This is a genomic window from Planctomycetia bacterium (assembly GCA_015075745.1).
Taxonomy (GTDB): Bacteria; Planctomycetota; Phycisphaerae; order UBA1845; family UTPLA1; genus UTPLA1.
Genome location: JABTTW010000001.1, coordinates 2,719,627 through 2,744,554 on the forward strand (window position 1 = coordinate 2,719,627; position 24,928 = coordinate 2,744,554).

Consider the following 24,928-nt stretch of genomic DNA (forward strand, 5'->3'; position numbering starts at 1 on the left):
CATGCGCCGACCCCTCCATACGACCCCGTTGGAACTGAACCTCGCCCCGATGGTCGACGTCATGATGTGCCTGCTCATCTTCTTCATGGTCGCCACCAAGATGGTCCAGCAGGAGACCAGCAGCATTGACCTCCCCCCGGCGAGGTCCGCCCGTGAACTGGACGCCGCGCTGCTTGCAGACCGGCTGGTGATCAATATCCGCGCGGCCGCCGATCCTGCCGCCGCGCCGACCTACCTGATACGAGAGCAGCCGCTGGATGAAACGAGCGTCGTCGAACAAATCTCGCGCGAGGCCGCGGCGAACCCGCAGCTCAACTGCGTCCTGCGCGCAGACAAGTCCGTCCACTATCGATACATCGAGGATGTCCTCGCCGGTTGCCTCGCATCGGGCGTCCAGAACATCGCATTCAGCGCGGCCACCGAGGAGCCCACGCCATGATGCGATCGAAGTTGCACCGCGCGCGTCATCCCTCGTCGCCCTCGATCCCCAATCTTGCCCCGATGGTCGACGTCGTCATGGTCATTCTCATTTTCTTCATGCTGGGCACCAGCTTTGCCCTGTCAGAGGGCGTTCTCCCGTCCCAGCTTCCCGCCCAAGTCGGGCCCGGCGGCGCAGCCTCCGTCGCCATCGTGCCGCAGGTCCGCATCGCCCTGGTGACGCGCGAAGCGAGCGCAGCGTGCCGCATTCTCGTCATGGGCAAGGAATTGTCTGAGGAGGGATTCGAGGCCCTTCACCTGTTCCTACGGCAAAAAGTCGAAGCCGGCGCTGACCCCGCCGGACGCGTTCTCCTCGCGGTCGATCCGGACATTCGATACGAAGACGTCGTCTACGCCATGGACGCGTGCGTTCGCGCCGGCATGCCCAACGTGCAACTTGTCGTCGGGCCCGGCGAAATCGCGGCGGCTCGGCAGCCATGAAGCATCAGGCCACTCCTTGTTCAACTTCCGCCGGCCCACGTGGACGCCTTTTCACGCGGGTGTTTGCGTTCATCCTGGCCATGTCCGCTTTGAGCCCCGCGCGCCTTGGGGCACAGGCCGTTCTCGACGTACGCGCGGAGCCGGAGGACAAGCTCGCCGCCGAGGAGCGAAAACTGGTCCAGGAGCTGACGCGCCGCCGAATGCCCGAGCTCGTCGAAGCCCTCTTGCGAAACGCCCCAAAGACCTACTACGTGCACATTGCCCGCGCATACGCACAGGCAGCTCCCGAAGCGTCCGAACAGTCGATCAATGAAAAGTTCACCAATAAAGCGGCAAGCTACTATCGCAAGGCGATCGCGCTGGAGAAATCTTCCAAGTGGTTCAAGGGCCTGCGCCGCAGCTTCGAAGTCTGCGACTGGCGCATCGAATATGCCGAGTTCATCCTCCGCCAGCGCTGCGCACCGGACCTGGATCGATTTGAGATGACGAGCGGCCTGGACTTCAACCGTTCCCGGCTCGTCGATTTGCTGGAGGACGCGGAGAAACTGCTGGAAGCCGCTTCAGTCAGGCTCGACGATTTCAAGGTCGGCATGCGCACTCGCGAGCAGGACTTCCTCCTGCTTGGGCTCGGCAACAAGATCCCGCGCCTCGCCGCCAGACATGCCGTCATCAGCGCATGGACGAAACTCTACCTCGGCCAGATCGAGGGAGCGGCCGCTCCGTCGGGGAAGAACAGGCTCCTCTCCGCGCTGGATGCCTTCGATCGGATTACGTCCACTTCAAAGGACGATACCGGCAAGTACAACGCCGCCATTGGCGTGGGCATCGCCCTGCGCGAACTCCGTCGCTACCCGGAGTCCGAAATCGCCTTTAACCGCGTGATCGATTCGACGGCTGCCTCGGCTATTCAAACTCGGGCCCGACACGAAAAGGCGCGACTCTTTCTGGTTTCCGGCAATACGGACAAGGCTCAGAAGGAGTGGAATGCGTTGGCAGCCGCCGCAGATTCCGCCGTCGCCGCGAACGAGGCGTTTTACCTGGGCATTGCGCCTCTGATGTTTGCCTACTCGGACATCCTTGCTTCGCAGTCGCCGCAATGGCCGCCGTCCGAACAGCTCAAGCATCGCGAGCGCGCAACGTCCGCCCTGCACAAGATCGCACTGCAAGGCGGCGCCTGGCACGAACTGGCCGGCGTCTATCTCGGCCTGCTCGACATCCGGGGACAGGATTTTTCACGACTCGGCGACGATGAAGTCTTCAGCACGGCGAGCCGTCTCATGGAAAACGATCGCACGACGGAGGCGATCGAAGCATGGCAGACGTTGCTCAAGCGGCCGCTCGGCAGCGAGCGAAATGCCCATGTGCGATTCAACCTCGGCATCTGCTGCCTCGCGCAGGAAATGTATGCAGAGGCTGCCGACGCGATGGATCAGGCACTCGCCGACGGACTGCCGCCCAAGCAGTCCGAGCGGGCCGCCGAAGTCGCCTATCAATGCAGGCGCATGATCTCCGGAAAACATCCGTCACCGGATGCCCATCGAAAGCTCGCGGAATCCGCCGAGCGACTCGTCAACTCCTTCCCTGACAGCAAGCTCGCCGACGAAGGCCGGTGGGTCATCGGTTTGGCACTCAAGGAGGCCGGAGACGTGTTGTTCGCTCGACAAGCGTTCGCCCGGGTGCCACCGAGTTCGGAGCACTATTGGGACGCCAGACGGGGCGAGGCAATCTGCGCCCAAAAGCTCCACGAGAATGATCTGGGCCGAGGGACTCAGGCGTCTCTTCGCCGATCCGCTGAAGTGGCCGTCGATCTCTGGCGTCGATTCGCTGACGACTTGCAGGAAATACAAAACCGCACACCCGCCAAAGGCTCCAAAGACCCGGCCAGTCATCGACCGTCCGCCGAGTTGTTGGCTCAGTGGCAAACCGAGGCGCGCGTCGCCGCAGCCGCGCTCCTGGCCTCGGAAGCCGTCGGCGATTTCACGGAAGCATTAAACCTGCTGAACGGTGCGGCGTCCGATGCCAGATCGGTCGGGCTTCGTCTTCGATGCCTCCGTGCGACCGGGCAATCCGAAGCGGCGAAGCAGGAACTCTCGTCGTTCCTGAAGCACGCCGCCGAGGGCGGCTCTCCGGACGCAGTGCTCAACCTTGCAGTAGGGTTTGAACGAGAAATGGACTCGCTCATCGACCAGGGACGGTTGCCCGCCGCCAAGGAAGTCGCGCAGGACGCGGTCCCGCTTCTTATCCAGTTACTCCAACAGGTCAAAGAGTCGAAAGACGGAAAGCTCAACGCAACAGTCATAGAGACCAGCCTTGCCCGGGCACTCGGCATCGCCGGCGAAATCGAGCAATCGCGCGAGCGCTTCGACCGGCTGATCGCCGAATCACCAACCAACGGCGCAATCATCCTCGCAGCTGCCCGGACAGAGGAGCGCATCAGCACCGCCTGGACCGGCGAGAAGCGAGACGGGGCCGCCGCACGCGCCGAGTCACTCTGGGCGCGCCTGCTCCGCGACGCCGGTTTGCGAGATCGCTCTCCCGATCACTATTGGGAGGCCCGGTCCTATTGGTTCGCCCACCTGCTTCGCCACGGCCGCGCCGAAGACGTCATCAAAGGCATCGAGTCCGAACAGGCATGGCATCCGGAGCTCGGCGGTCCCCCCTGGAAGGACCGGCTGCTGACGCTGTCTGCCGAAGCGCGAAAGATGACGAGCGACCGGAAGCCATGATCGAAGAAGTACCATTGTCATGACGTTCTTGTTGTCACAAATATGGATCAGCCTTTTCCTCGCCATGGGCCAGCCCGCGCCCGCCGCCGACGCTTCAGGCGATCCCCTCGCCGAAGGCAAGCGGCTGCTCGAAGGCGTCCGTGACGGCGTGTTCTCGTTCGACGATCCCGCCTTCTATTGGTTCTGCCGATATGTCCACTCTCATCCGCCGCCCGTTGAGCCAGCCGATCGAGCATCCGGCACACCGCTGAACTGGAAGGTTCTCTTGGAGCGACCCTCCGACCATCGCGGGCAACTCGTCACCATTGAGGGCGTCGTCCTCTCCTATCAAGCCCACGATGTCACCAATCGTCCCGATCTTCCCCGCCTCTACCAAATGGAATTATCCCAGGTGGCCGGCCCCCTGCTCTGCTCGCTCGTTCTCACCGAAGACCCCGGCGACGTCCCGCTCCACAGCGTCATCAAGGCTCAAGGGTACTTCATCAAGATTCGCGGTTTTCGCGCCCGCGACGGCGCCGAAAATTCAAGCCCTCTTATTGTTGCAAACAATCTCTCCGAATTGCGAGCCCCCGCAGCGCGCGTCGCGAATCCGCTCGAGGATCGCCTTTCATCCCGGCTCGTCGGGGCCGTTGTCGCGATGGCGATGATCTGGTTCTTCATGCGACGACGACTTCGAAGCGTCGAGCCCCATGCTGGCGGGCCCGGCGCCAGGGTGCGCGCCGAGAGCCCGTCAGATCGTGACTTTGACTGGCTGGTGAAAAACGACCAGCCGCGCAAGCCAGATCGCGACGCGTGACAATCATTCCTGGGCGGACATTCCCGCCAGGTCCGCTCAAGCTTGCAACGGATCGCTCCCTCCGAGAAAATGCGGAACTGCCTCATAAACTGTCGCGGCGTCAAGACGCCCGCGAAGAATGGGGCTCACGCCGACTCATTCGGCCCGACACGAGAGGAACGATGCTGCGCAATCAACCACTAGGAATCATCACCGCCCTCTCCTGCGTCATGATGCTTGGCGGATCACGTTCATTCGCGGCGAGCCGTGCCGATGTCACCATCACCCCTTTGGGCGGTGGCGCGATCGAACAGGGCAAGACGACCCAATCATTTCGCATCCCCACGGACATTGACGGGGCCCTTCCTCAGGCCCTGGTCATCGTCGCGGCCCAGCCGCTGGCAGCCGTCGCACCGGCCGCCCCACTCGCCGATGCACCTGAATCCGAAGAGGACGTGCCCAAGGTCAAGGTCCCGGCCACGGTCAAACTCACCATCTCAGGTCAGCAGCTTCCCCCCTGGCAACTCTACAAATTCCCCAGCGCCTACGTGATCAGTCCGGCGACGCTCCGCGCCAACCCGCAATACGCCGCCGGCCGCGTGGCAATCGACTTTGACCTCGACACCGTCGCGGAGGCCGTGAACATCTCCGCCTTCGGCATGCCCGACCCGCTGATGTTGAGCGATTCTCTCGACGGCCCGATTTCCACATACCTGGACCAGGCCCAGGATCCGCAACTCAAGGCCTACTTCGGCGCCATGGCCAACGAGATGGCCGGTAACAAGGAACTGGCCCGCTCGACCTATCACCACCTCGCCGGGTCGCCAGACGAGCGGCTTGCCCGAATGGCCCGACGCGGCGTGCGTCTGCTGTCCTACGATCAGCGTCCGCACAAGCTCTCCGGTAATTTCCGCGAGCACTATCGCTGGGGACTCTTCCTGGGTCAGACCGGCGTCTTCGCTTCGGCGTTCAAAGAGTTCAATGAATGCCGGATCATCTACCAGATGCACTCCGACGCCCAGTATCGCGCCGGCGAGATGCTCGACCATATGGATGGCGACATCTTCAAGGTACAGGACTATATGGACCGCGCCGCTTCGTCCGCCTTTGAACGGCGCCCCGCCCAGTGGTCCGTCCTCATCGTCCTGATCCGCGGCGTAGGCGATGCCCGAATGCCCGACTCGCGGCTCCTCGATCTCAAGGCCTCGTGGATCATCGCCAAGGACATGATCCGCGGCGCCACATCGGGAAAGGTCGTTCCGCAGGCAGTCATCTATGAACTCGATAAGCCGGACTCGTTCCCACTGTCAACCTATCCCGGCGGTCTTGTCGGCCCCGCCGAGGACATCGTTGCCAAGCGCGGCTGGTTCGACAGTGTGATATTCATCCGTCCGCGAGCTGCCGACGATTCCGGCCCGCGTGTTCAGTCTGTCGGCGGCGACGTCGGCCCCAACGGCGCAGGCCTCTCCGTAGTCGGCACCGACGCAACCTGGCAGGACTTTCTCCTGGCCTGGTATCAGCAGTTCGCCTGGGCGGCGCGAAACGGCGGACTGACCGGCGGCATCCCCATGCCCGATGAACTGGCTGACATCGGCCACCATCCGGTCCCGGACATCGGCTATGCCATCCGCGCGGCACTCAAATATCATTGGCCGCCGGAAGTCCTTCCCTGGGTGAAGATGGTCCCCCGCCCCGGCGCGACCGAGTTTGTCCGCCTCTGGGATGTTTCCAGTTCGATGGCCTTCTCAGATTCCACCGCGCTGGAGAGCAGGTCAGACGTCGTAGATATGAATCGCCTCGGAGTTTCCGCCGGCGCATCGGATACAACGTTCGCGAGATGCTGGGTCTACTCACCCGTGGATCAGCAGGCTGGCGTCTGGCTCGGCGGAAGCGCTACCCTCGAAATCAACAGGAGCCCTGCCTTTGATACGAAATCCCAGGACGCCTCATCAGCGAAGCCATTCCTTCCCGACACCGCCGCGGCAATCGCGATGCTTCACACCGGCTGGAACGAGGTGAGAGTCACATTGCCGACGAGCTCGTCATCATCAACCTCTACGAACAAGTTCTCACTGCGTTTCTGCGGAATTGACGACCGACCCATCCCCGGACTCGCCTACGTCAACGTTGCACCGGATAGCGACCTCGCCCCCGCCGACGTGCCGCCCAAGCCCGGCGATCACTACGCATGGGACCGCGTCCGCCGCGACTGGAGCACATCGCTGCCGAATCTTTCAATTGAAGACTTACGACAGATCACGGGCATCACCAGCCTGACCCTCTCCGGCACGGCAGGCGAGCATGGCCACGCAGTCCTTAACGGCCTTCAGTCATCGTCCGGCGCAGTCGTTCGCATTCTCAATGGCGAATGGAAGCCCGGCGAAGATTCCGACGTCGTCCTGAACAATCTCCTCGACTGGGACCGCGAAGATTGCATGGCCCTTCGCTTCAAGAAGGACGGCCGCGACCGAGACCTCCTCTTCGTCAAGCCCGAGGCCCTCTTGGCCTACATGACCCTCCTCGACGAACCCGCCGCGGCCGAGCAACTCTTCGGCAAGTCCCCGGTCGAAGAGCGTCTGCTCGGCTACGTCGTCATCCCGACAAAACAATCGTCTCGCCGTCTCTTCGTCATCGACTGCCTGCTCGGCAGAGACGGCGCCTGGCCGCAGGACGAGGAAGACCTGCTCGGGCCGATCGCCAAGGAGTACATCCCCAATCCGCCCCGCATGGGCCCCGGCTTCAGGCAGGATAGCGAATAACATTAACAACCAGCCATCGGCGACGGACCGCCGATATCAATGCATGGAGGCGATGCGGTGTCGACCAGGACCGCCATACCTGAATCTCGTTCCAGAACCCTCGGGGCCCCGCTCGATCCGCTGCTCGCTGCGCCCACGATCACAACAGGCTTTTCTCAAACCCCCCTCCCGCAGATCGGCCGAGGTCACTGCGTCGCGGTCCTCGCCGTTCACCATGTTCACCCAGGCGGCCAGGTTCTCACCGGCGGCGCGGAAAAGTATGTCTGCGATGCCGTTGAGGCTCTGCTCTCCGTCGGCGCCCGAGTTCACGTCGGCTACAGCGGCGTCTCGGTCTATGGAGACTTGCTCGACAGGCATGCGCCCGACGCCCTCACCGTCGAGCACGTCGGATGGATCGACGATCAGCTCTCCGGTGACGACAAGCTCGGCCTGATGCGCCACCGCGAGCGCAGGCGTTGGCTCCGCGCCACCCATGCCGACACGCTCTTCGTCGTACAGCAGGCCTCCGGCGCGGCCTTCTTCGCCTCGCTCGTCGCGGCCCGCTCTCTGGGCCTTCGCGTGGTCTCTTCGATACGACAGATGGCGCCGAGTGCTGCCCAGCGCCGCCGCCCGACTTCTCAGATGGCCGCGATGCTGCGGCCTTCCATCCGACGCCGCGCGCTGCCGGCAAGGTGCTGCGACACTCTGATCTTCAACAGCGAGACGGTCGCCCGCGACTACTTCCACTCCTTTGCCTTTTCCGAGGATCGCGCGAGGATCATTCTCAACGGTCATCGCCTTCTGCCCGCTGCCGCAAAGCGCCGCCGAAATCTGGAACCGGTCCTCGGTGTCGTCGGCCGCGTCTCAAAGGAAAAGGGATGCGACATCGTCCTCGCCGCTTTCGGCCAAATCGCCAAACAAGATCGACATTCTCGACTCGTCTTCTTCGGCGACGGCCCGCTGGTGCCGGCGCTGCAGGCCGACGCCGTATCGCTCGGAATCGCCGATCGCGTCTCGTTTCTGGGCTACGTCGCCGACCGCGATCGTCTGTATTCGGATATCGACATCTGCATCCAGGCCTCGCGCCGCGAGTCCATGGCCAACACCGTCATCGAGGCCATGTCCCGCGGCATCCCCTGTGTCGTCAGCAATGTCGGAGGCTTGCCCGAAGCGGTGCGGCACCAAGAAACCGGCCTCGTCTTTGCCGACGGAAATGTCGAGCATTGTGCCGAGGCCGTCCTGGCATTGTTGATGAACGAGCGCAAGTGGTCCGCGTTTTCAACGGCCTCCGCGGCGCATGCCCGGCGAATGTTCTCGTGGGAGCGATTCGCCGTACAAACCACGCGCGCGATTCTCGGTTGATCCCCCCTGCCCGAAACGCTATGCCGAGTTGAACGAGTGCGCCGAGGGACACAAGTCCGCAAGCGTGCAACGGTCGCAGTCAGGCTTTCTCGCCGCGCACACCCGCCGTCCGTGCCAGATCAGCGCATGACCGACAAATGTCCAATCGTCTTGCGGGATTAATTCCATCAGGTCACGCTCGATCCGCACGGCATCCTTGTCATCCTTGGATCGCCAACTGAGTTTCAGCCGGTGCGACAACCGCCCGATGTGCGTGTCGACCACGACGCCTTCATTCTTCTTGAACCATGTGCCGAGAACGACGTTCGCCGTCTTTCTCGCCACGCCGGGAATCTCCAGCAGGTCATCCATGTTGTCCGGCACCTCGCCGCCAAACCTCTCACAGATCACCCGTCCCGCGCCGATGATGTTCCTGGTCTTGTTGCGAAAGAACCCGGTCGATTGAATCAGCTTCTCCAACTCTGCGGGCCTTGCATGCGCGAAGTCCGCCGCCGACTTGTATCGCGCGAATAACTCGGGCGTCACCTTGTTCACCCGATCGTCGGTGCATTGAGCGGACAAAATCGTCGCCACAAGCAGTTGCAGAGCGGACTCGTGACCCAATGCGCAGTCCACGTCCGAGTACAACTTATGAAGTTCGCCGACGATTTTTTCAGCCCGGTCGTGGCGTGAGGCGGCGGATTCCGTGCCGCCGAACTTCTTAATGCCTCCGCGCCGAGTTTTCGGCTTCACCGATTTCATGACGCACTCCCCGGCGAGCGCCTGTCGCGCTGCGGCATCGCCATTTCGATATTGAGGATGAGTACCAGCACCATCACCGCTTGCGCGATGCGAACGGCCGATGCGTGAAAGGCATCGAACGCGGCCTTCACCGCCGCCTCGGCGTCCGGCGCCGCAATGTCCGCCTGCATGTTCGCGATCTTCGGCGTCATCACCATCGCGCTGTACAGCATCAGTCCCGCAGCACCCAAGATGATCCCCATTCTCACCTTGTCCCGTGTGGCGCGCCGGCCCCTCAGCAGTGATGCGATCTGCCACGCGACAATAACGGCCGCGCAGGAAATCTGCACCGTATCAAACCGGGAAAAGTTCTTCGCCATCACCTTTCCCGCGATCATATTCGGCCGATCCACATCGACCGTGCGCATCACGGAAAAGGTCGTCGGCGCGACGATGGCCATCATCACAATCGCACCGAGCCAGATGCCCGCCGCCGTCTGCGCGATCGCCCGAGCAATCGTCATGAACACGTGGGGTCCACCCATTCTGCCGAGCCATCGGCCCAGATGTTTTTCTTCCAGATCGGCGCGTCCGCCTTCACCTTGTCTACAATCCATCGGCAGGCGTCGAACGCTTCCACCCGATGCGCACTCGCGACGACGACAAGGATCGACGCCTCGCCCAGCAAGATGCGCCCCAGTCGATGGTGGACCGCCGCATCCAGAACGCCAAATTTCTCGACCGCCTTCTTCCGCGCGGACTCCATCTGCTCCAGCGCCATCTCCTCATACGCCTCATACTCCAGCGCCGTCAGCGGCTTGCACCCGTCCAACTCCGCCCGAACGGTCCCCACAAACGTCGCAATGGCCCCCGCGTCCGGCCGCATCAACTCCGCCACCACCGCATCCGTGACAAGCGGCTCCCTCGTCAGTCCCACGCGCGGCGCAGGCGCGCCCCCCGACACCGGCGGAATCACCGCGATCTCATCGCCGTCCTGGACGACGTGGCTCAGCGGGACGAATGTCCGATTCACCGCCAGCCGAATCCCCAGTGACTGTCCCAGCTTCGGATATTTCTCCGCCAGCCTGCCCGCCACGCCGCCGACCGTCTCGCCCGCCGCGATCTCAAGCGAAGTCTGTTCAACCTCCGCTCGATCTTTCGCCGGGCCGTAAAACTTTACGATGACATTAGCCATAACGTCGCATCACCTTATTCCTTCTCCGTGTCGATCTCAAATGCGCCGGGATTCTGCCCCAGCCAATCCGCCTTGCGCCGGAGCATCTTCAGAAACTCAAAACCATCCAGCCCGGCAAAGGTTCCGCGCTTCAGGATCGGCGAGATGACCTGCGCGATGAGCGCCTCCTGCATCAGAAACCGCAGCGTGCGAATCTCCGCATGGGTCAGGGTGTTCATCTCGTCATAGCCGTGCAGAAAGCGAATGATCCTCGCCTCGTCGGCCCGAGCCTCCCATGCGGACAGGTCGCGCGGACCCGTAATCATGGAGAATTGCAGGCATCCGTTGGCGATATCCACCACGCGCGGGGCGACCCGTGCCGCGTCGTAGTCGATGACCGCGACCACGTGCTGCTTGTCGAAGATCAGGTTTCCGGGATGCCAGTCGGCATGGATGATCTGCGGCTCCCACTTGAGCAGGCCCAGCTCGTTGGCCTGCGCCGCCGCCATGGCGTACGTCTCGCGGAGCGAACCGATGGTCGCCGCGAGTTCATCCTCATGCCCCACCGCCGAAGGGCGCTTCGCGAGGACGGCCTGCATTCTCCCGATCGAATCATGCACCACCTTCGACCCATGATAGGTGCCCGGCGGCGGCGGATACTCCGGCTGATAAGCACTCACCAGGGCGTGATAGAGGCCCAGCGTCTTGCCGGACTCGTAGGTCGCCAGCATCCCGCCGTCGTATGGCTCACCATCGATGAACTCGTAGACCTCGTAGATGCAGTCGGCGATCTTGAGCATCGAGTTGTTGTCTGCCCGGGTGCCGATCAGGTGCGGCATCGGGAAGTGATGATTGGCCAGGTAGAGTTGCAGCGCGTGGGTGAAGGCGATCTTGTAGGGGTCGTCCTTGCCCTTGGGTCGGCGCTTGAGCAGGAACTTGCCACGGTCGGTGGTGACCAGAATCTTGGCCGCCTGATGCGAGCCGCGGGGGAAATCGCGGAGGTCCACGATCCTGCCGAGATCGTAGTGGCTCAGCACGATGGCCAGTTCCTGCTGATCGAAGATTGCCCGGGCTTCCGCCATGGCGGTAGTTTACGCGAGTCAATGATGGAGGTAACGGCCGGCGATTTGACGGATTTCCCGGCTCGCCGGATATTGCCGACGAACGGCGGATGCGATGGCGCACCCGCGGGAAAGGACACGGCGCATGGCGACGGAGATCATCGGGCTCATCGGCGGCACGGGCCTGGGTCATGCCCTGGCGGGCGAGATTCGGGGCGCGGCGGTGACGGTGGAGACCCCGTTCGGTCCGCCGAGCGCTCCGATCACGCGGGGGAAGTGGGAGGGTGTTGAGATCGCCTTCCTTCCGCGGCACGGTCCGAGCCACACCTTCGGGCCATCGGCGGTGCCTTATCGTTCCAATATCTATGCGCTGAAGTCGGTGGGCGTCACGCGGATCATCGCCAGTGGGGCGACCGGAAGTCTGCGCGAGGAGATTCGCCCGCGCGATCTGGTCATCGCGGACCAGGTCATCGACCGGACGTATCGGCGAAGCTCCAGCTTTTTCGACGAGCCGGGGATTGCGGCGCATGTTGAGTTCGCGGAGCCGTTTTGTCCGGCGATGCGGCGAATTCTCTTGGACAGCGGGGGGCAGGTGCAAACGACGTTGCACGACGGGGGGACTTATGTGTGCATGGAGGGGCCGGCGTTTTCGACGGTGGCCGAGAGCCGGATGCACCGCTCGTGGGGCGGCGACCTGATCGGCATGACCTGCATGCCGGAGGCGAAGCTCGCCCGGGAGGCGGAGATGTGCTACGCCCTGGTGGCGCTGCCGACCGATTACGACTGCTGGCGTCCTCACGACCCGGGGGCCGACCGAACCGCCCTGCTCAAGGAGATCATCCATAACGTCGAGGTCGCCACGGCGAACTCGGTACATCTCATTCGCGCCGCGCTTCGGCGATTCGTCGATCAAACTCCCGCGGCCTGCACCTGCCAGAGCGCTTTGGCGATGGCGGTCTGGACGAAGCACGAGGCCATAACGGCCGAGACCCGGCGGCGACTCGGACCGATCGCGGCGAAGTACTTCTCATGACACCATCGCCGCCTGAAACCACCGCCACCGCGCGCACGACCGCGCAGCATGTTCTTTTGTTCGTCGGCTCGCTTTCGTATGTTGGGTTCGTCCCCTTCGCGTCGGGCACGGTGGCGGTGGCCGTCGTCGGCGTGCCGCTGTATCTGCTGCTGGCGCTGTGGCTCAAGATCGGCGTCGGGGCGTACATCGGCTTCACGGTCGCGTTCACCGCCGTGAGCATATATGTCGCGGATCGCACCGACCGCATCCTCAACGAAAAGGACAGCAAGAAGAACGTCATCGACGAGATTCCCGGTTTTCTGGTAGCGATGATCGCCGTGCCATGCACCTGGCAGCTTGTCGCGGCGGCGTTTTTCCTCGAGCGGGCCATCGACATCGCCAAAATCTGGCCGGCGAACCTGATCGAGCGCAGGCTGCCCGGCGGATGGGGCGTGGTGCTCGACGACATCGTCGCGGGTTTGTACACGCTGGCGATCCTGCACGCGGCGGTCCGATTCGCACCGGGCTGGCTGGTGGGGCTCGGCTCGTAGGGCCCTTTCTGAGCGGGTTTTCGCGGCACATCCAAGGTGACATAAGGTGACACAAGCCTCTTGCGGATTGTGGTAACGCTTGTGGCGGGCGCGGGTTGGGGCGGTTCGCGTTTTGGGAGGTTTTGGGAGGAAACGTCGAAAAGTCGAAACGTCGAAACGTCGAAATTTTGAGCGGCGGCGGGGTTGCGCGGGGCATTCGAGAGGGTCCGGAAAAATGCAGAGGCGGCGGTACTGATTGCGTCGGCGATGGGTGTTGAATTTGATTGGGGGTCCGGATTTTCTGGTACCGCTTGCTGACGCGCGCGGCTCGGATTGGGGGGCCGGCGGGCGAGCAATATTGAAGGTGACACAGAGGCGCCAGAGGCCGTCCTGCGTGAATGCAAAGGCGGCGACACAAGGCGAAGCGTGGGCGGCTGGTTGACCGTCGCCAACCCACTTTGCTACGCCCCATAGGCAAGCCGGCAAGCCGCTTCGGGGCCCAGCGCGGGATGGGTGTAGGTCTTCGCATAGCAAAGGAGATACTTGATCAGCGCTCGCGCGGATTTTGGGGGAGGGGGCGGTGTTGATCGGCGAAATAAAAGCCCCCGGTCAATGACACCGGGGGCTCAGTGTGTCGGGGGTTGGGGTTTTGCGAATAGCGAGTCGCGCTACGCGGAAGAAAACCCTGGGTGAGTCACCGCGTCTTGTCGGGACAAAACCACCCGATTGCTCCTCTCGCCCGAGAGTTCACTCATCATCTATTCACGAACGGGTGCGGCGCGGCCGACGACCCATCTTTACCTGATAAACAAGCAGCGACAGAAGTAACACGGCCGTAGCCGGTTCGGGAATAGGCCCATAGGTCGGAGGTGAGACCACCGTGCCGTCGATGACCGATGCGAAGGACGTCGTGAATGCGGGGGCGTCCGTCTGCACGACCAGCAGGGCGCTGTTCGAGCCGGGCGAAATAAGGCCGGACCCAATCGGGAAGGAAATGAAACTGAAACCCACCACGTCGGCGGTCAGCCGGTCGACATACGCCGGCATAACCCCTCCCGGCGGCGCCTGGTAACTCGCATCGGTCAGGAAGCCCTGATACCCGTTGACAGTCAGGCGGGAGATCATGTTGACGCTGATGGCATCGGAGGCCAGCAGGTACGTGAAGGTGAGGCCGCCGAATGGATTGGACGGATCGCCGGCGATCACGGATGACGTCAGCGTTCCGCTGTAGTTAATGCTGGCGAAGGGCACGGGAACACCGCCGGCCACCAACACTCCGCCCGTCGGGTCCGGCTCCGCCGGCGCCGGGAACAGCAGTCCACCAACGCCCAAAGGCGCGGCGCCGGCCGTCACGGAAAACGAGAGCACGAGCGCAAGCGCAATCGCCGAGCACCGAACGGCGCCGACGCGCCCGAGCGCACAACGACTGATTGCTCTCGCCGCCATCGAATCGTGGAAGGACAACGGCTTTGAAAAAATGGACGGCGACGAATGTCGCCCCGATACAAGGCAACACGGATTGGCCCTTAGATACATGAGTGATCTCCCCTCCTTAAGGTGATCCCCGCCGCAGCGATTCGTGCGACGCGCACGTCTCTCCCCATGGCATTTCAATTCATACTACGAGTTCGACTACCGCGTTACTAGCTGACTATAGTGCTAGTACTGCCGAAAATCGGAATGTTCGCTACCAATTGTGACGATCAATCTCTTCGTTCGAAGCGCCCTACCAATCCATATAGATAGCCATCGATCCGCGCTATCGAGCTTGTATATCGGCGTCAAAACGACCACTGCAGGCTGCTGGAGGCGAATCGCCCTCTCTTTAGACAGCTAACAATTGTGTCAGAAAGGCGGCACCGGCAACGAGCCTGAAAAATCCAATGGGCGAATTCAATTTAGATACGACCAATAATTCGCGGCAATATCGGCGATCGCTCTTGTCACCGGTGGAACAGTCGCTTTACCGTGACCGAACAGCGTTATTTGCACGCGATCGCGTGCTTCCAGATGTGAAGGACCACATCCAGCTTATCGCTCGTGCCCGTCTTGCGGTGGAGGTTACGCAGGTGGAACCGGACGGTAGATATGGCAAGCTTTAGAGTGCGGGCGATCGTTTCATTTTTCAGGCCGCAGCAGATAAGGGTTACGATTTGGATCTCGCGCGGCGTGAGGTCAAAGCTGGCGGCGAAGCTGCAAATCGCCGGCTGTGCGCCTGGCGGCAGCCGGGCGCCATCATGGAGCCATCCGAAGTCGCCCATCGGAGGCAACCCCTTCGGCAATTGAGGACCGTTTGTCCTAAGACCTTCATTCATCCGTGTCACCCGGCCATGACAGGTTTCAACTGTATGCGCTGACCGGCGTCATGGCCGGTCAACTGAACGAATTCCGACGTTGTCCTCCCTCGCTGGATCGATCAGGATCAACTCGCCGTTGTCGAATTGTTCCTGCCGTCCTCACCATTCCCCGGGAAGCGCCGCGGCAGTCAGACTGCCGCGGCGAACCTCCCAAGGCCGAGAAAGGAGAAAATCGGATTCACTGGCGCACGTCGGTCTTATAGTTACAAGGTACGACCGCCGAGCGTCCTATCCTTTGCAGCGCAGGCACGAAGACTGCGCGTACGCACCGAAAAAACGATGAACTTCCGGCAGAGCGGGCCGGCGTTGCTTGCACCGGTTTGGCGCGGTTGCCATGAATCACGCCTGCATGGCGTCATGGCAAGCACGCGCAGCATCACTCGACCCCTCGGTCCCCTGGCCCTTCCTCTCTGGATGCATTCTCACCGGCGATTCGGGCTTGTTCACCGAGCTTATTTTGTGGGTGTCGCCCGACGGAAAAGACTGGTTCGAAAATCGGCACGCGCGCGTGCCCGCTAGAGAGCCTCCCTTGCTGCAAATTCGTAGTTGACCCATTTGGCGTTTTCGCGGACGGAAGCGACGCCAAACCACAATTGCAAGTCGCTGGTGCAATCTTCAACAAAAAGTCGGCGGGGCACAACCTATCGATCTCGATAGGCAGTGGAGAATGGGCCGCGTGGCGATGTTGTCAGCACGGCGCCCGATGCCGCAGGTAAGCCGCCCACCGGTGCTGGTTGTGTCGCTTTGTTCGGCCCAGCGGGGCATTAAGTTGAACTTCGCTTGATTGCCGGCCCGGTGACGTTGAACCTCCTTTTGAACGGCCCTGAACGCCCCCTATCAATATACACCTGGGAATAAACAATGAGAGTCTAAATCTGTGCCTTTTTGACCCGGGCGAAGGCACCGGCCTGGAAATCCTGCGGGGAAGGCCGTTGAAACGGCCTGAAGGCTATGACGGTGATGCGGAGCGCTCATGGCTTCGTTGTTGTCGCTTTGTTCGGTAGGTATATTGCCGGCGCATCTACGTCGTTCGGCGTCCAGAAGTCGTAACGCTTATCTTTTGAGAGGGTCCGGCCCTGCCGCGTAACGTCTATAGCGAGATTAATCTGCATATCACCTGGCACACTAAGGAGAGCCTGCGCGTGCTAGCCGATCAGATTGAGAACCGGGCGCACCACTACCTGCGGCATCGCATGTTGCAGACGCCGGAGGTGATCGTTCACGAGGTCGGCGGCGTCGAGGATCATGTTCACATCGCGGTGAGCGTGCCGTCGTCGCTGCTGATCAGCGAGTGGATCGGGGAACTCAAGGGGGCCAGCGCTCACTACATCAACAGCGAGATTGCCAATCGGAAGCTGCTGGCGTGGCAGGCGGGCTACGGCGTGGTCAGTTTCGGCACGAAGGATTTGCCGTGGGTGGCGGCGTACATTCGCAATCAGAAGGAGCACCACGCGCGGGGGACGACACAGGAGCGGCTGGAGAGAATCGATCGGTTCAACGGGTGAGGGGTGCGTTGCGAAAACCGATTCGGCGGAGCGTGGTGGAATGGCGGATTCGCGGGGTGGCGGATTTACGGAGTGGTGGAGTGGTGGAGATTTGGTGGTCGTCGGTTTGAATAGACCGTTGAAACGGCCTATGGCAGATTGCGCGTTGATGCAGCATTGTATAACAGGAAATGTTCCTTGCGATTCACGTCCGGCAGAGGCGCCGGACGCTACGCAGATGCGCAAGCCGCTTTAGCCCGATGAAACGGCCTGGGCACGATTAATTTGGAAATACGCCCGTTTACCACCGTGTTCTCTTCCCCGTTCGCGGAGTTTTCCCGAAGGGCATGGGTCTGTGTTTTCAGCCCCGTTCACGGGGCTTTCCCGAAGGGCTACTAGACCAGCCCTTTAGGGCTGGGCGACGGGTGCCGCGCTTGTTGCACTCACCCCCACCCCGGCCGCGTAGCGCCTGGGGTGAAATAGGGCGAGGGTCGGGCGGCTTTGTTGACCAGGGCTAAAGCCCTGGCCTAGCCCGAATATTTCATCAGGTCGGCGTTGAATAGGAATAGAAAAAGCCTCGAAGCCCTGTAGACTGGGGTTTCGTAAGAACATTCCGGTCCATAGGCAGGGAGGCTTTTTCGTGACAGACTGTAACAGCAAACCGATGTTCTTTTCCAGTCTCGGCCGCAAGAAAATCGTGGCCGATTTCACAGGCGGAACGCTCACCTCAGACGCCGGGGGTCTGCTGCTTCGGGAGGTCGAGCGGCGTCTGGGCCTGGTCGATCAACTGGCCGGGGTCATCAACGACCCGCGTGATCCGGCCTGAATTCAACATGACCAGCGGGTCATGCTGGCCGCCGCATCTTTGCCATTGCGATGGGCTACGAAGATCTCAACGACCATCAAGCCCTGCGGAGCGATCCCGTGCTGGCGGTCCTGACCGGCGGCCGCCGAGCGCGGATGAGCCGCTGGCCAGCAGTCCGACCTTGTGCCGGCTGGAGAACCGCGTCACGCGCGGCGACCTGGCACGAATGTCGCGTGTGCTGGTGGAGCAGTTCATCGCGTCCTATGAATCGCCGCCGGAGGAATTGATCCTCGACTTCGACGCGACCGACGATCCGATCCACGGCAACCAGGAAGGCCGCTTCTTCCACGGCTATTACGACCACCACTGCTTCCTACCGCTGTATGTGTTCTGCGGCTCGCGGCTGCTGGTCTCCTACCTGCGGCCCAGCAACATCGACGGGCCCATCACGCCTGGCCCATCCTGAAGCTGCTGGTGCGCGCTTGCGACAGGCGTGGCCCGGGGTGCGGATCATCGTCCGCGGGATTCCGGCTTCTGCCGCCGGCGAATGATGAAATGGTGCGACCGGCACGGCGTCAAGTACGTGCTGGGCCTGGCCCGCAACACCGTCCTGGAGAAAGCGGCCGAGTCCTTCATGCAGGCGGCCGAGGCCCAGTTCGCCACCACGCAGCAGAAGGTGCGGAACTTCCACGAGATCGAGTACGCGGCGCAGACCTGGGATCGCCCGCGCGCGTGATCGTCAAGGCCGAGCGGCTGGTTCAGGGGCCCAACGTTCGATCTGTGGTGACCAACCTGACCGACCGCACGCCGAACGATATCTACGACGGTCTGTACACGGCCCGCGGCGACATGGAGAACCGCATCAGGAGCAGCAGCTCGGGCTCTTCGCCGATCGCACCAGTTGCCACGCCTTCCTGGCCAATCAGTTCCGGCTGCTGTTGTCCTCGGCGGCCTACGTCCTGGTGGAAACGCTGCGCCGCACGGCCCTGGCCGGCACCGAACTGGCCGAGGCCCAGGTGAACACCATTCGCCTGAAACTCTTCAAGGTCGCCGCGCGGGTGGTCGTCTCCGTGCGCCGCGTCGTACTGCGACTGTCGAGCAGCTGCCCCCTGCAGGACCTGTGGCGATCCCTGGTTCCACGACTCCGCCTGATCCCGCCCGCCCCATCATGACCCGAAAAACAACCTGATCACCGCTTGGGGGTAAGGGGGCCCTGCGCGCTCCAACCTCCACCTTCATCCCTCCGCTCACGCACAAAGCCGAAAAACTCCGTCCATCACCATTCGAAGATCACTGATGAAATATGCGGGCTAGTAGCCCTGCGGGGAAGGCCGTTGAAACGGCCTAAGAGTACATGCACTAAAACCACTCTTCGACAATTCGAACACCATCTGTCGTTGGAAGATACTGGCAAACTGACACCACAGAGTCCTTCCCATCGTCGGTGTGCGACATGATATCTCTACCACGCTCCAAAAGACCTAAATCAACAAGGTGGTCTAACAGGAAGGGCGCTCCAACTACATGCCGTCTGCGGCAGGCAAGTTTCAGTGCGTTCACTCCGTAATGCGTCAGAGTCTTGACAATAAGGTGCCTCTTGCGGTCCCGGATTTGACCCTCAGTAATGTCACCATCCTTAGCGTGGAACCTCTGGTGACAATTGTGGCACAACACGATTCGATTGTCATACGTGTTGTTAGTGTGATTCCCATCGATATGGTGAATCGTGAGCGCGCGGGCTTCCCGCGAACCGCATAGAGCACAGCTATCGTCCGTCTCAACCCAGAGATAGTCCTCAATTCTCAACAACTGCGCCCTAGCAACTGGGTCTTACTTCTTCACCTCGAACTCCGCATCAATCACGTCGTCGTCCTTCTTCGCGCTGCCGGGGGCGGCGCCTTCGCCGCTGGGGGCGGCGCCTCCTGCCGCTGCGGAGGCCTTGGCCGCTTCCTCGTAGATGATCTTGCCGAGTTCCTGCGACGCGGACATGACGTTTTCTATTGCGCGCTTGATCGCGCCGGCGTCGTCGTTCTTGATGACCTCCTTGAGGTTGCTGACCGCGCCTTCGACCTTGCTGCGCTCGGCTGCCGGGACCTTGTCGCCGTGCTCCTTGAGGGTCTTTTCGGTCTGGTAGGCGACCTGATCGGCCTGGTTGCGGGCGTCGATGAGCTCTCGCTTCTTCTTGTCGTCCTCGGCGTGGCTCTCGGCCTCCTTGCGCATCCGCTCGACTTCGGCCTCGGACAGGCCCGACGAACCCTCGATGCGGATCTTCTGCTCCTTACCAGTGCCGAGGTCCTTGGCGGATACGTGCAGGATGCCGTTGGCGTCGATATCAAAGGTGACCTCGACCTGGGGCACGCCGCGCGGGGCCGGTGGAATGCCGGCGAGGTTGAACTTGCCGAGGGTGCGGTTGTCGCCCGCCATCTGGCGCTCGCCCTGGAGGACGTGGATGGTCACTTCGCCCTGGTTATCCGCGGCGGTGGAATAGACCTCCTTCTTGCTGGTAGGGATGGTCGTATTGCGCGGGATCATGACGGTCAGGACGCCGCCGAGGGTCTCGACGCCGAGTGACAGAGGGGTGACATCGAGGACGAGGATGTCCTTGACGTCTCCGCCGATGATGCCGGCCTGAATGGCGGCGCCGACGCCGACGGCCTCGTCCGGGTTGATGCTGCGGTTCGGCTCCTTGCCGAAGATCTCCTTGCAGAGCTTCTGGACGGCGGGCATGCGGGTGCTGCCGCCGACGAGGATGACCTCGGTGATGTCCTTGGGGCTGAGCTTGGCATCTTCCATCGCCTTGAGGACCGGCCGACGGCAGCGCTCGGTGAGCGGCTCAGTGAGCTGCTCGAACTTCGAGCGGGTGAGGGTCATGTTCAGGTGCTTGGGGCCGCTGGCGTCGGCGGTGATGAACGGCAGGTTGATGGTCGATTCCATGTTGCCGGACAGCTCGCACTTGGCCTTTTCGCAGGCCTCCTTGAGGCGCTGATGGGCCATCGCGTCCTTGCGGAGATCGACGCCGTACTGCTTGCGGAACTCCTCGGCGACGTGGTCGATGAGAATCTGGTCGTAGTCATCGCCGCCGAGATGGGTGTCGCCGTTGATGGCGAGGGTCTCAAAGACGCCTTCGCCGACGTCGAGGATGGAAATATCAAACGTGCCGCCGCCGAGATCGAAGACGGCGAGCTTGCCGCCCTTGTTCTTGTCCATGCCGTAGGCGAGCGCCGCCGCGGTCGGCTCGGGCAGGACGCGCTTGACGTCGAAGCCGGCGATGATGCCTGCTTCCTGGGTGGCCTTGCGCTGGGCATCACCGAAGTACGCGGGGACGGTGATGACCGCCGCGGTGACCTTCTCGCCGAGATAATCCTCCGCGGTCTTCTTGAGGTCCTGAAGGATCATGGCGGAGATTTCCGGCGGGGTGTATTCCTTGTCGCGAATCTTGACCTTGACCAGCTCTTCCGATCCGCCGGTGACGGTGTAGGGCACGAGCTTCTCCTCGGAGCCGACTTCGTTGTGGCGCCGGCCCATGAAGCGCTTGATGGAGAAGACGGTGTTGACGGGGTTGGTCACCTGCTGATGCTTGGCGATCTGCCCGACGAGGCGCTCGCCCTTGTCGGTGAAGCCGACGACCGAGGGCGTCGTGCGTGCGCCGAGAGAGTTGGTGAGAACCTTGGGCTGTCCCCCTTCCATGACGGCGACGACCGAGTTGGTGGTGCCGAGGTCGATTCCGATGATCTTTGACATAGCGGGTGCTCCTGTGTTGTTTTTTGGGGCTGCCGTCTTCGAGGTTTTCTGATCGCGGAGGCGGCGCGTCACTAAACCTGATTGCAAGCGGAATGCCACGGACGCGGGCGACGGAGGAGAAACATAAACCTATGTCTCCAAGCAGATTATAGATTTCTCGAAAGGGTGCGGAAGCGACAGGGTGTCCGCCATCTGCCAGTCTGACATGCCGGTATGGCCCGTGGCAGGTTCGGCAGGAGCGGCGGAAGTGTCTTTCGGGTGTTGAAACGCCTGCCGGTGGCGGGCCTTTTACCGATAGAATGAGACCGTTCGAGAATGCCCCAAATCGCTTGCCCGATCGCCCTTTTCGTCGGCGGGCGAGCCGCCCTGGATGGAGCCCTGGTCATGAGACGTTTTCTAAGTTGTGTCATCCTGCTTGCATCGGCCTCGGTCGCTTCGGCGGAGGCGCCGTTTTATGACGGGAGTTTTGAAGATGCGTGCAAGGTTGCCCGGGAGAAGGGCAAGGTCCTGATGGTGGATTTCTATACGACGTGGTGCGGCCCGTGCAAACTGCTCGACCGGCATACGTGGCCCGACCAGGCGGTGAAGAACTGGCTGAGCGAGCGGACGATTCCGCTGAAGATCGATGCGGACAAGAATCGGCCCCTGGCGGCGCGGTACAAGATTCGGTCGTATCCGACGATGGTGTTTATTCGTCCTGACGGGAGCGAGCTGGGGCGGACGGTCGGGTTTCAACAGCCGCAGACATTTCTGACCAACGCCGCCAAGGCCATCACAGGTAAAAATGCGAAGCCCGCGCCGACGGAGGAGCCCGCTGTCAAGCCGTCGGACAACGGCATGGCGAAGGGTCTGGACAAGATCAAACTGGCTCGCGAGCTTGCTTCGTCAGGCAAGCAAAAGGAGGCGCTCGACGAGCTACTGTGGTGTTTTGATCATGGCGAGGAGCTGGGATCGGGCTTCTCACGGATGCGGCTGACGACGGTACTCGACGAGATCGTGAGCCTGGGCAAGAGCTATTCGCCCTGCACCGAGGCGCTGGCCCGACGGCGCGATCAGATCGAAGAGACGGCCGCGAAAATGCTGGCCAGCGTCACAGCGACTTCCAGCCCGGATCGCGGTGCGCTGCACAAGGTGACCACGCGCGTTTTGGAGGCGGCGGCAATCAACCGCGTGTTAGGCGAGAGCAAGCGACAACTGGCGCTTTACGAGTCGCTCAACGCCCACGGGGAGATCGGGCTGGCGATTCAGCGGATGCTGTTTCCCGACGTGCTCGATCTGCTGGTTCAGCAGAAGCGCTATGACGACATCGTGAATCTTGCGGGCGATGTTTTTCAGCGGGTCGAGGCGAAGATCGCCCAGTACAACCAGTCGAGCAAGTACGGCTCCACGATGAACCAGCGGGCGCGCGACAATCTCGCCATGTATCTGAAGCAGCAGGTGGTGTTTGAGTCGGGCAAGTATTACGAAGCCCTGCTGGGGGTCGGTCGTTATAACGAAGCGCAGAAGCTGGGGCGGCGGGTGATTCAGTTCGACCCGTCGGCGACGGCGTTTACGACGCTGGTTCAGCATGCCATTACGGTGAAAGCGTACGATGCGGCGCGGGAGATGGTTGCCCTGGCCGAGGCGACGCTGAAGTCGGGCGAGCTCGGGCTGGTTCGAAAACTGGCGACGATGATCCCAGCGACGTGATTCGGCCCATCGTCGCTCCGTGATCGTTGAATATTCCCATCTGGCGTTTTCTTCGGTCGACGTTTCAATGTCGGGATGCCGCCCGGCGACACGAGAACTTCGCCATCCTCAAGCGCGAACGGCCCCTTGCGGCCGGCGGGTCATCGATTCTTCGCATCAGTGCCCGTCGTTCCGGCGTGGATGTGGATTCTCCTTGCCGCGCTGGCGATTCACGTTAATGGCGCGGCCAATCTCGCCTGTCTGAGCAGAGACGGGGTGCAATTCGTCACCTATGCGAAGAGACTGGCCGTCGAGCCGCTGGCGGTCATGCGCGACACGACCAAGCAGCCGGGCTATCCGGCGCTGATGCTGGCGGTCAACCGGATCACGATCAATTCGTTCTACAAGGATCACCCGATCATCTGGCAGGGGTGCGGGCAGTTTGTCGCAATTTGCGGCGGGGCGGCGGCGTGCTTGTTGATCTACTTCCTCGGGCGGCGGTTGTTTGGTGACACGCGGATCGCACTCGTCGCCGGGCTGATGGCGTGCGCCTGGCCGCAGGGGGCGATGCTGGGCGCGGATGTGCTTTCGGACATGCCGCACCTGGCGCTATTTCTGGCGGCGATGGTCATCGGTCTGTCGGCGATGGATCGGATGTCGCTACCGCGCTTTGCCGCCTGCGGAGCGGTGGCCGGCCTGGCGTACCTCGTGCGACAGGAGGCGCTGGGGCTGGTCACCGCGATGGCGATCTGCGCGCTGTGGCCCAGTGCAACGGAGCGATGGGCCCGGCGCGTCGCGGGGGTGGCGTGCATGGCCGGGGCGTTTGCAGTCATCGCCGCGCCGCACTCCATCGCCACGGGCAGGGTCATGCCGAACAAGAGCCTCGATGAATTGATGTTTGGCAGAGAGGCCGCGGCTGTGCGATCCTCGACGGGGGACACGCATGAGACCGGGCGACCGGAGATCGACGCCACGACGTCGACACGCGCGGCGACTCTGCGGCAGTCGGCGGTCTTCGCGCACCAGGTCGCGTGGTACATGGCCCCGGCGCGGATGGTCGAGGAGTGGTGCAAGAGCGGTCGATACGTCCTCTCGACGCTGGCGCTGATTGCCTTGATTCTCAAGACGGCGCCGCGTCCGGAGTCGCGCGGTACCCGACTGGTGGTGGTCGCCATCGCGCTGCAACTCGTCGCCGTGCAGCTTCGGGTGAAGTCGTACGGCGAGATCAGCTCGCGCTATCTGCTGATTCCCGCGGCGCTGACGATTCCGTGGGCCGCGGCGGGCATGAGCGCGCTGGTGACGATGATCGCGGCCGCGCTGGCCCGAGGAGCCGGTCAAACAGAGGCGGACCCGACGATCCTGGCGCGACGCCGGATTCGCAGCCTCTGGCTCTCGGCATCGCTCGTCGTCTTCGTGCCGCTGGTTTATTACGCGACGATGCAGATCAACGCCGACAAGGCGCCCTACAAGCTCGCGGGCTGGTGGCTGCGATCGAACACCAAACGCGCCGACCGGGTCCATGCCCACGATCGACTTGAGCAGGTCATGTTCTACGCGGGGCGAACGTGGCCGGAGACGACGTGGATTCATGGGGACGACGGTCGCACCGAGCCATCTCTGGATCGCCTGGATGGGATCATCCGCGAGACGATGCCGGACTATGTGGTTGATGCCCGACGAAGCCGCGACGGCGACAAAGCGGCGCAGGACGCCTACTTCGAGCAGCTTTCGAGCGGAGATTCAGACTCACTGGAGGTAATCTGGAAAAGCGGCGCGGCGAATCACGAAGTGATCGTGATGCGCGAGAGACAGGCGGCGGAAGCGGCGGAAGACAAGCCCACCAGCGAGTAGATGAGT

18 protein-coding genes and 1 pseudogene are annotated in these 24,928 nt (G+C 62.3%); 12 read left to right on the forward strand and 7 right to left on the reverse strand.

The annotated features are described in order from the left end of the window. Window position 1 precedes the first annotated feature (1 nt). The 6 genes from HS101_10780 (at window position 2) to HS101_10805 (ending at window position 8,519) form a co-directional block, all read left to right on the forward strand. Window positions 2-439, forward strand: coding sequence for a biopolymer transporter ExbD (locus HS101_10780; GenBank protein MBE7506755.1), 438 nt, complete (start codon window positions 2-4; stop codon window positions 437-439). Beyond that, entirely contained in the window at window positions 436-918 is a 483-nt protein-coding gene (locus HS101_10785; GenBank protein MBE7506756.1) for a biopolymer transporter ExbD, read from the forward strand. The genes HS101_10780 and HS101_10785 overlap by 4 nt, the downstream gene beginning before the upstream one ends. After that, on the forward strand, window positions 915-3,644 hold the full coding sequence (locus HS101_10790; protein ID MBE7506757.1) for a tetratricopeptide repeat protein: 2,730 nt from the start codon (window positions 915-917) through the stop codon (window positions 3,642-3,644). Before HS101_10785 ends, HS101_10790 begins: the two co-directional genes overlap by 4 nt. Window positions 3,645-3,663: 19 nt before the next feature. Beyond that, on the forward strand, window positions 3,664-4,440 hold the full coding sequence (locus HS101_10795) for a hypothetical protein (protein ID MBE7506758.1): 777 nt from the start codon (window positions 3,664-3,666) through the stop codon (window positions 4,438-4,440). Between the two features lie 161 nt (window positions 4,441-4,601). Continuing rightward, complete coding sequence (locus tag HS101_10800; protein MBE7506759.1) at window positions 4,602-7,178, forward strand: hypothetical protein; 2,577 nt, start codon at window positions 4,602-4,604, stop codon at window positions 7,176-7,178. 57 nt (window positions 7,179-7,235) lie between these two features. Further along, the gene (locus tag HS101_10805; GenBank protein ID MBE7506760.1) at window positions 7,236-8,519 is read left to right on the forward strand and encodes a glycosyltransferase family 4 protein; all 1,284 of its coding nucleotides are present in this window, start codon (window positions 7,236-7,238) and stop codon (window positions 8,517-8,519) included. Between the two features lie 18 nt (window positions 8,520-8,537). Here HS101_10805 and nth read toward each other — a convergent pair whose 3' ends face one another. From nth to HS101_10825, 4 genes are read right to left on the reverse strand one after another with little or no spacing between them, the layout of a single operon-like run. Further along, window positions 8,538-9,260, reverse strand: coding sequence for an endonuclease III (nth, locus tag HS101_10810; protein MBE7506761.1), 723 nt, complete (start codon window positions 9,258-9,260; stop codon window positions 8,538-8,540). Further along, window positions 9,257-9,703 (reverse strand): DUF4149 domain-containing protein, encoded by a 447-nt coding sequence (locus HS101_10815; GenBank protein MBE7506762.1) that lies wholly within the window; start codon window positions 9,701-9,703, stop codon window positions 9,257-9,259. The genes nth and HS101_10815 overlap by 4 nt, the downstream gene beginning before the upstream one ends. A gap of 56 nt (window positions 9,704-9,759) precedes the next feature. Further along, on the reverse strand, window positions 9,760-10,434 hold the full coding sequence (locus HS101_10820; GenBank protein MBE7506763.1) for a molybdenum cofactor biosynthesis protein MoaE: 675 nt from the start codon (window positions 10,432-10,434) through the stop codon (window positions 9,760-9,762). Window positions 10,435-10,448: 14 nt separating this feature from the next. Then, complete coding sequence (locus tag HS101_10825; protein MBE7506764.1) at window positions 10,449-11,495, reverse strand: phosphotransferase; 1,047 nt, start codon at window positions 11,493-11,495, stop codon at window positions 10,449-10,451. A gap of 124 nt (window positions 11,496-11,619) precedes the next feature. Here HS101_10825 and mtnP point away from each other — a divergent pair, with 124 nt between their 5' ends. Continuing rightward, window positions 11,620-12,507, forward strand: coding sequence for an S-methyl-5'-thioadenosine phosphorylase (gene mtnP, locus HS101_10830; GenBank protein ID MBE7506765.1), 888 nt, complete (start codon window positions 11,620-11,622; stop codon window positions 12,505-12,507). Beyond that, window positions 12,504-13,037: a phosphatidylglycerophosphatase A gene (locus tag HS101_10835; GenBank protein MBE7506766.1), complete on the forward strand. Its 534-nt coding sequence runs from the start codon at window positions 12,504-12,506 to the stop codon at window positions 13,035-13,037. The genes mtnP and HS101_10835 overlap by 4 nt, the downstream gene beginning before the upstream one ends. 741 nt (window positions 13,038-13,778) lie before the next feature. Here the strand turns inward: HS101_10835 and HS101_10840 are convergent. Together HS101_10840 and HS101_10845 are read right to left on the reverse strand one after the other, a co-directional pair. After that, the gene (locus HS101_10840) at window positions 13,779-14,462 is read right to left on the reverse strand and encodes a hypothetical protein (protein MBE7506767.1); all 684 of its coding nucleotides are present in this window, start codon (window positions 14,460-14,462) and stop codon (window positions 13,779-13,781) included. 536 nt (window positions 14,463-14,998) lie between these two features. Beyond that, entirely contained in the window at window positions 14,999-15,277 is a 279-nt protein-coding gene (locus HS101_10845; protein MBE7506768.1) for a helix-turn-helix transcriptional regulator, read from the reverse strand. A 1,172-nt stretch (window positions 15,278-16,449) separates the two neighbouring features. Here HS101_10845 and tnpA point away from each other — a divergent pair. Continuing rightward, window positions 16,450-16,878, forward strand: a complete 429-nt coding sequence (gene tnpA, locus HS101_10850) for an IS200/IS605 family transposase (protein MBE7506769.1) — start codon at window positions 16,450-16,452, stop codon at window positions 16,876-16,878. A gap of 643 nt (window positions 16,879-17,521) precedes the next feature. Continuing rightward, window positions 17,522-18,834, forward strand: a pseudogene (locus tag HS101_10855) (IS1380 family transposase). A 658-nt stretch (window positions 18,835-19,492) separates the two neighbouring features. On the opposite strand, the gene dnaK reads toward HS101_10855, so the two are convergent. Beyond that, window positions 19,493-21,403: a molecular chaperone DnaK gene (gene dnaK, locus HS101_10860; GenBank protein MBE7506770.1), complete on the reverse strand. Its 1,911-nt coding sequence runs from the start codon at window positions 21,401-21,403 to the stop codon at window positions 19,493-19,495. Window positions 21,404-21,787: 384 nt separating this feature from the next. Here dnaK and HS101_10865 point away from each other — a divergent pair, with 384 nt between their 5' ends. Both HS101_10865 and HS101_10870 read left to right on the forward strand, forming a co-directional pair. Continuing rightward, window positions 21,788-23,092, forward strand: a complete 1,305-nt coding sequence (locus HS101_10865) for a thioredoxin family protein (GenBank protein ID MBE7506771.1) — start codon at window positions 21,788-21,790, stop codon at window positions 23,090-23,092. Between the two features lie 159 nt (window positions 23,093-23,251). Beyond that, entirely contained in the window at window positions 23,252-24,922 is a 1,671-nt protein-coding gene (locus tag HS101_10870) for a glycosyltransferase family 39 protein (GenBank protein MBE7506772.1), read from the forward strand. Window positions 24,923-24,928: the final 6 nt, after the last annotated feature.

What these genes read in the sequence shown, in the direction of transcription:
- HS101_10835 (MBE7506766.1), top strand. Translation starts at nt 12,504, where the DNA reads ATGACACCATCGCCGCCTGAAACCACCGCCACCGCGCGCACGACCGCG.
- HS101_10865 (MBE7506771.1), top strand. Translation starts at nt 21,788, where the DNA reads ATGAGACGTTTTCTAAGTTGTGTCATCCTGCTTGCATCGGCCTCGGTC.
- mtnP (MBE7506765.1), top strand. Translation starts at nt 11,620, where the DNA reads ATGGCGACGGAGATCATCGGGCTCATCGGCGGCACGGGCCTGGGTCAT.
- dnaK (MBE7506770.1), bottom strand. Translation starts at nt 21,403, where the DNA reads ATGTCAAAGATCATCGGAATCGACCTCGGCACCACCAACTCGGTCGTC.
- HS101_10840 (MBE7506767.1), bottom strand. Translation starts at nt 14,462, where the DNA reads ATGGCGGCGAGAGCAATCAGTCGTTGTGCGCTCGGGCGCGTCGGCGCC.
- HS101_10780 (MBE7506755.1), top strand. Translation starts at nt 2, where the DNA reads ATGCGCCGACCCCTCCATACGACCCCGTTGGAACTGAACCTCGCCCCG.
- HS101_10785 (MBE7506756.1), top strand. Translation starts at nt 436, where the DNA reads ATGATGCGATCGAAGTTGCACCGCGCGCGTCATCCCTCGTCGCCCTCG.
- HS101_10800 (MBE7506759.1), top strand. Translation starts at nt 4,602, where the DNA reads ATGCTGCGCAATCAACCACTAGGAATCATCACCGCCCTCTCCTGCGTC.
- HS101_10825 (MBE7506764.1), bottom strand. Translation starts at nt 11,495, where the DNA reads ATGGCGGAAGCCCGGGCAATCTTCGATCAGCAGGAACTGGCCATCGTG.
- HS101_10790 (MBE7506757.1), top strand. Translation starts at nt 915, where the DNA reads ATGAAGCATCAGGCCACTCCTTGTTCAACTTCCGCCGGCCCACGTGGA.
- HS101_10820 (MBE7506763.1), bottom strand. Translation starts at nt 10,434, where the DNA reads ATGGCTAATGTCATCGTAAAGTTTTACGGCCCGGCGAAAGATCGAGCG.
- nth (MBE7506761.1), bottom strand. Translation starts at nt 9,260, where the DNA reads ATGAAATCGGTGAAGCCGAAAACTCGGCGCGGAGGCATTAAGAAGTTC.
- HS101_10815 (MBE7506762.1), bottom strand. Translation starts at nt 9,703, where the DNA reads ATGATGGCCATCGTCGCGCCGACGACCTTTTCCGTGATGCGCACGGTC.
- HS101_10845 (MBE7506768.1), bottom strand. Translation starts at nt 15,277, where the DNA reads ATGGGCGACTTCGGATGGCTCCATGATGGCGCCCGGCTGCCGCCAGGC.
- HS101_10795 (MBE7506758.1), top strand. Translation starts at nt 3,664, where the DNA reads ATGACGTTCTTGTTGTCACAAATATGGATCAGCCTTTTCCTCGCCATG.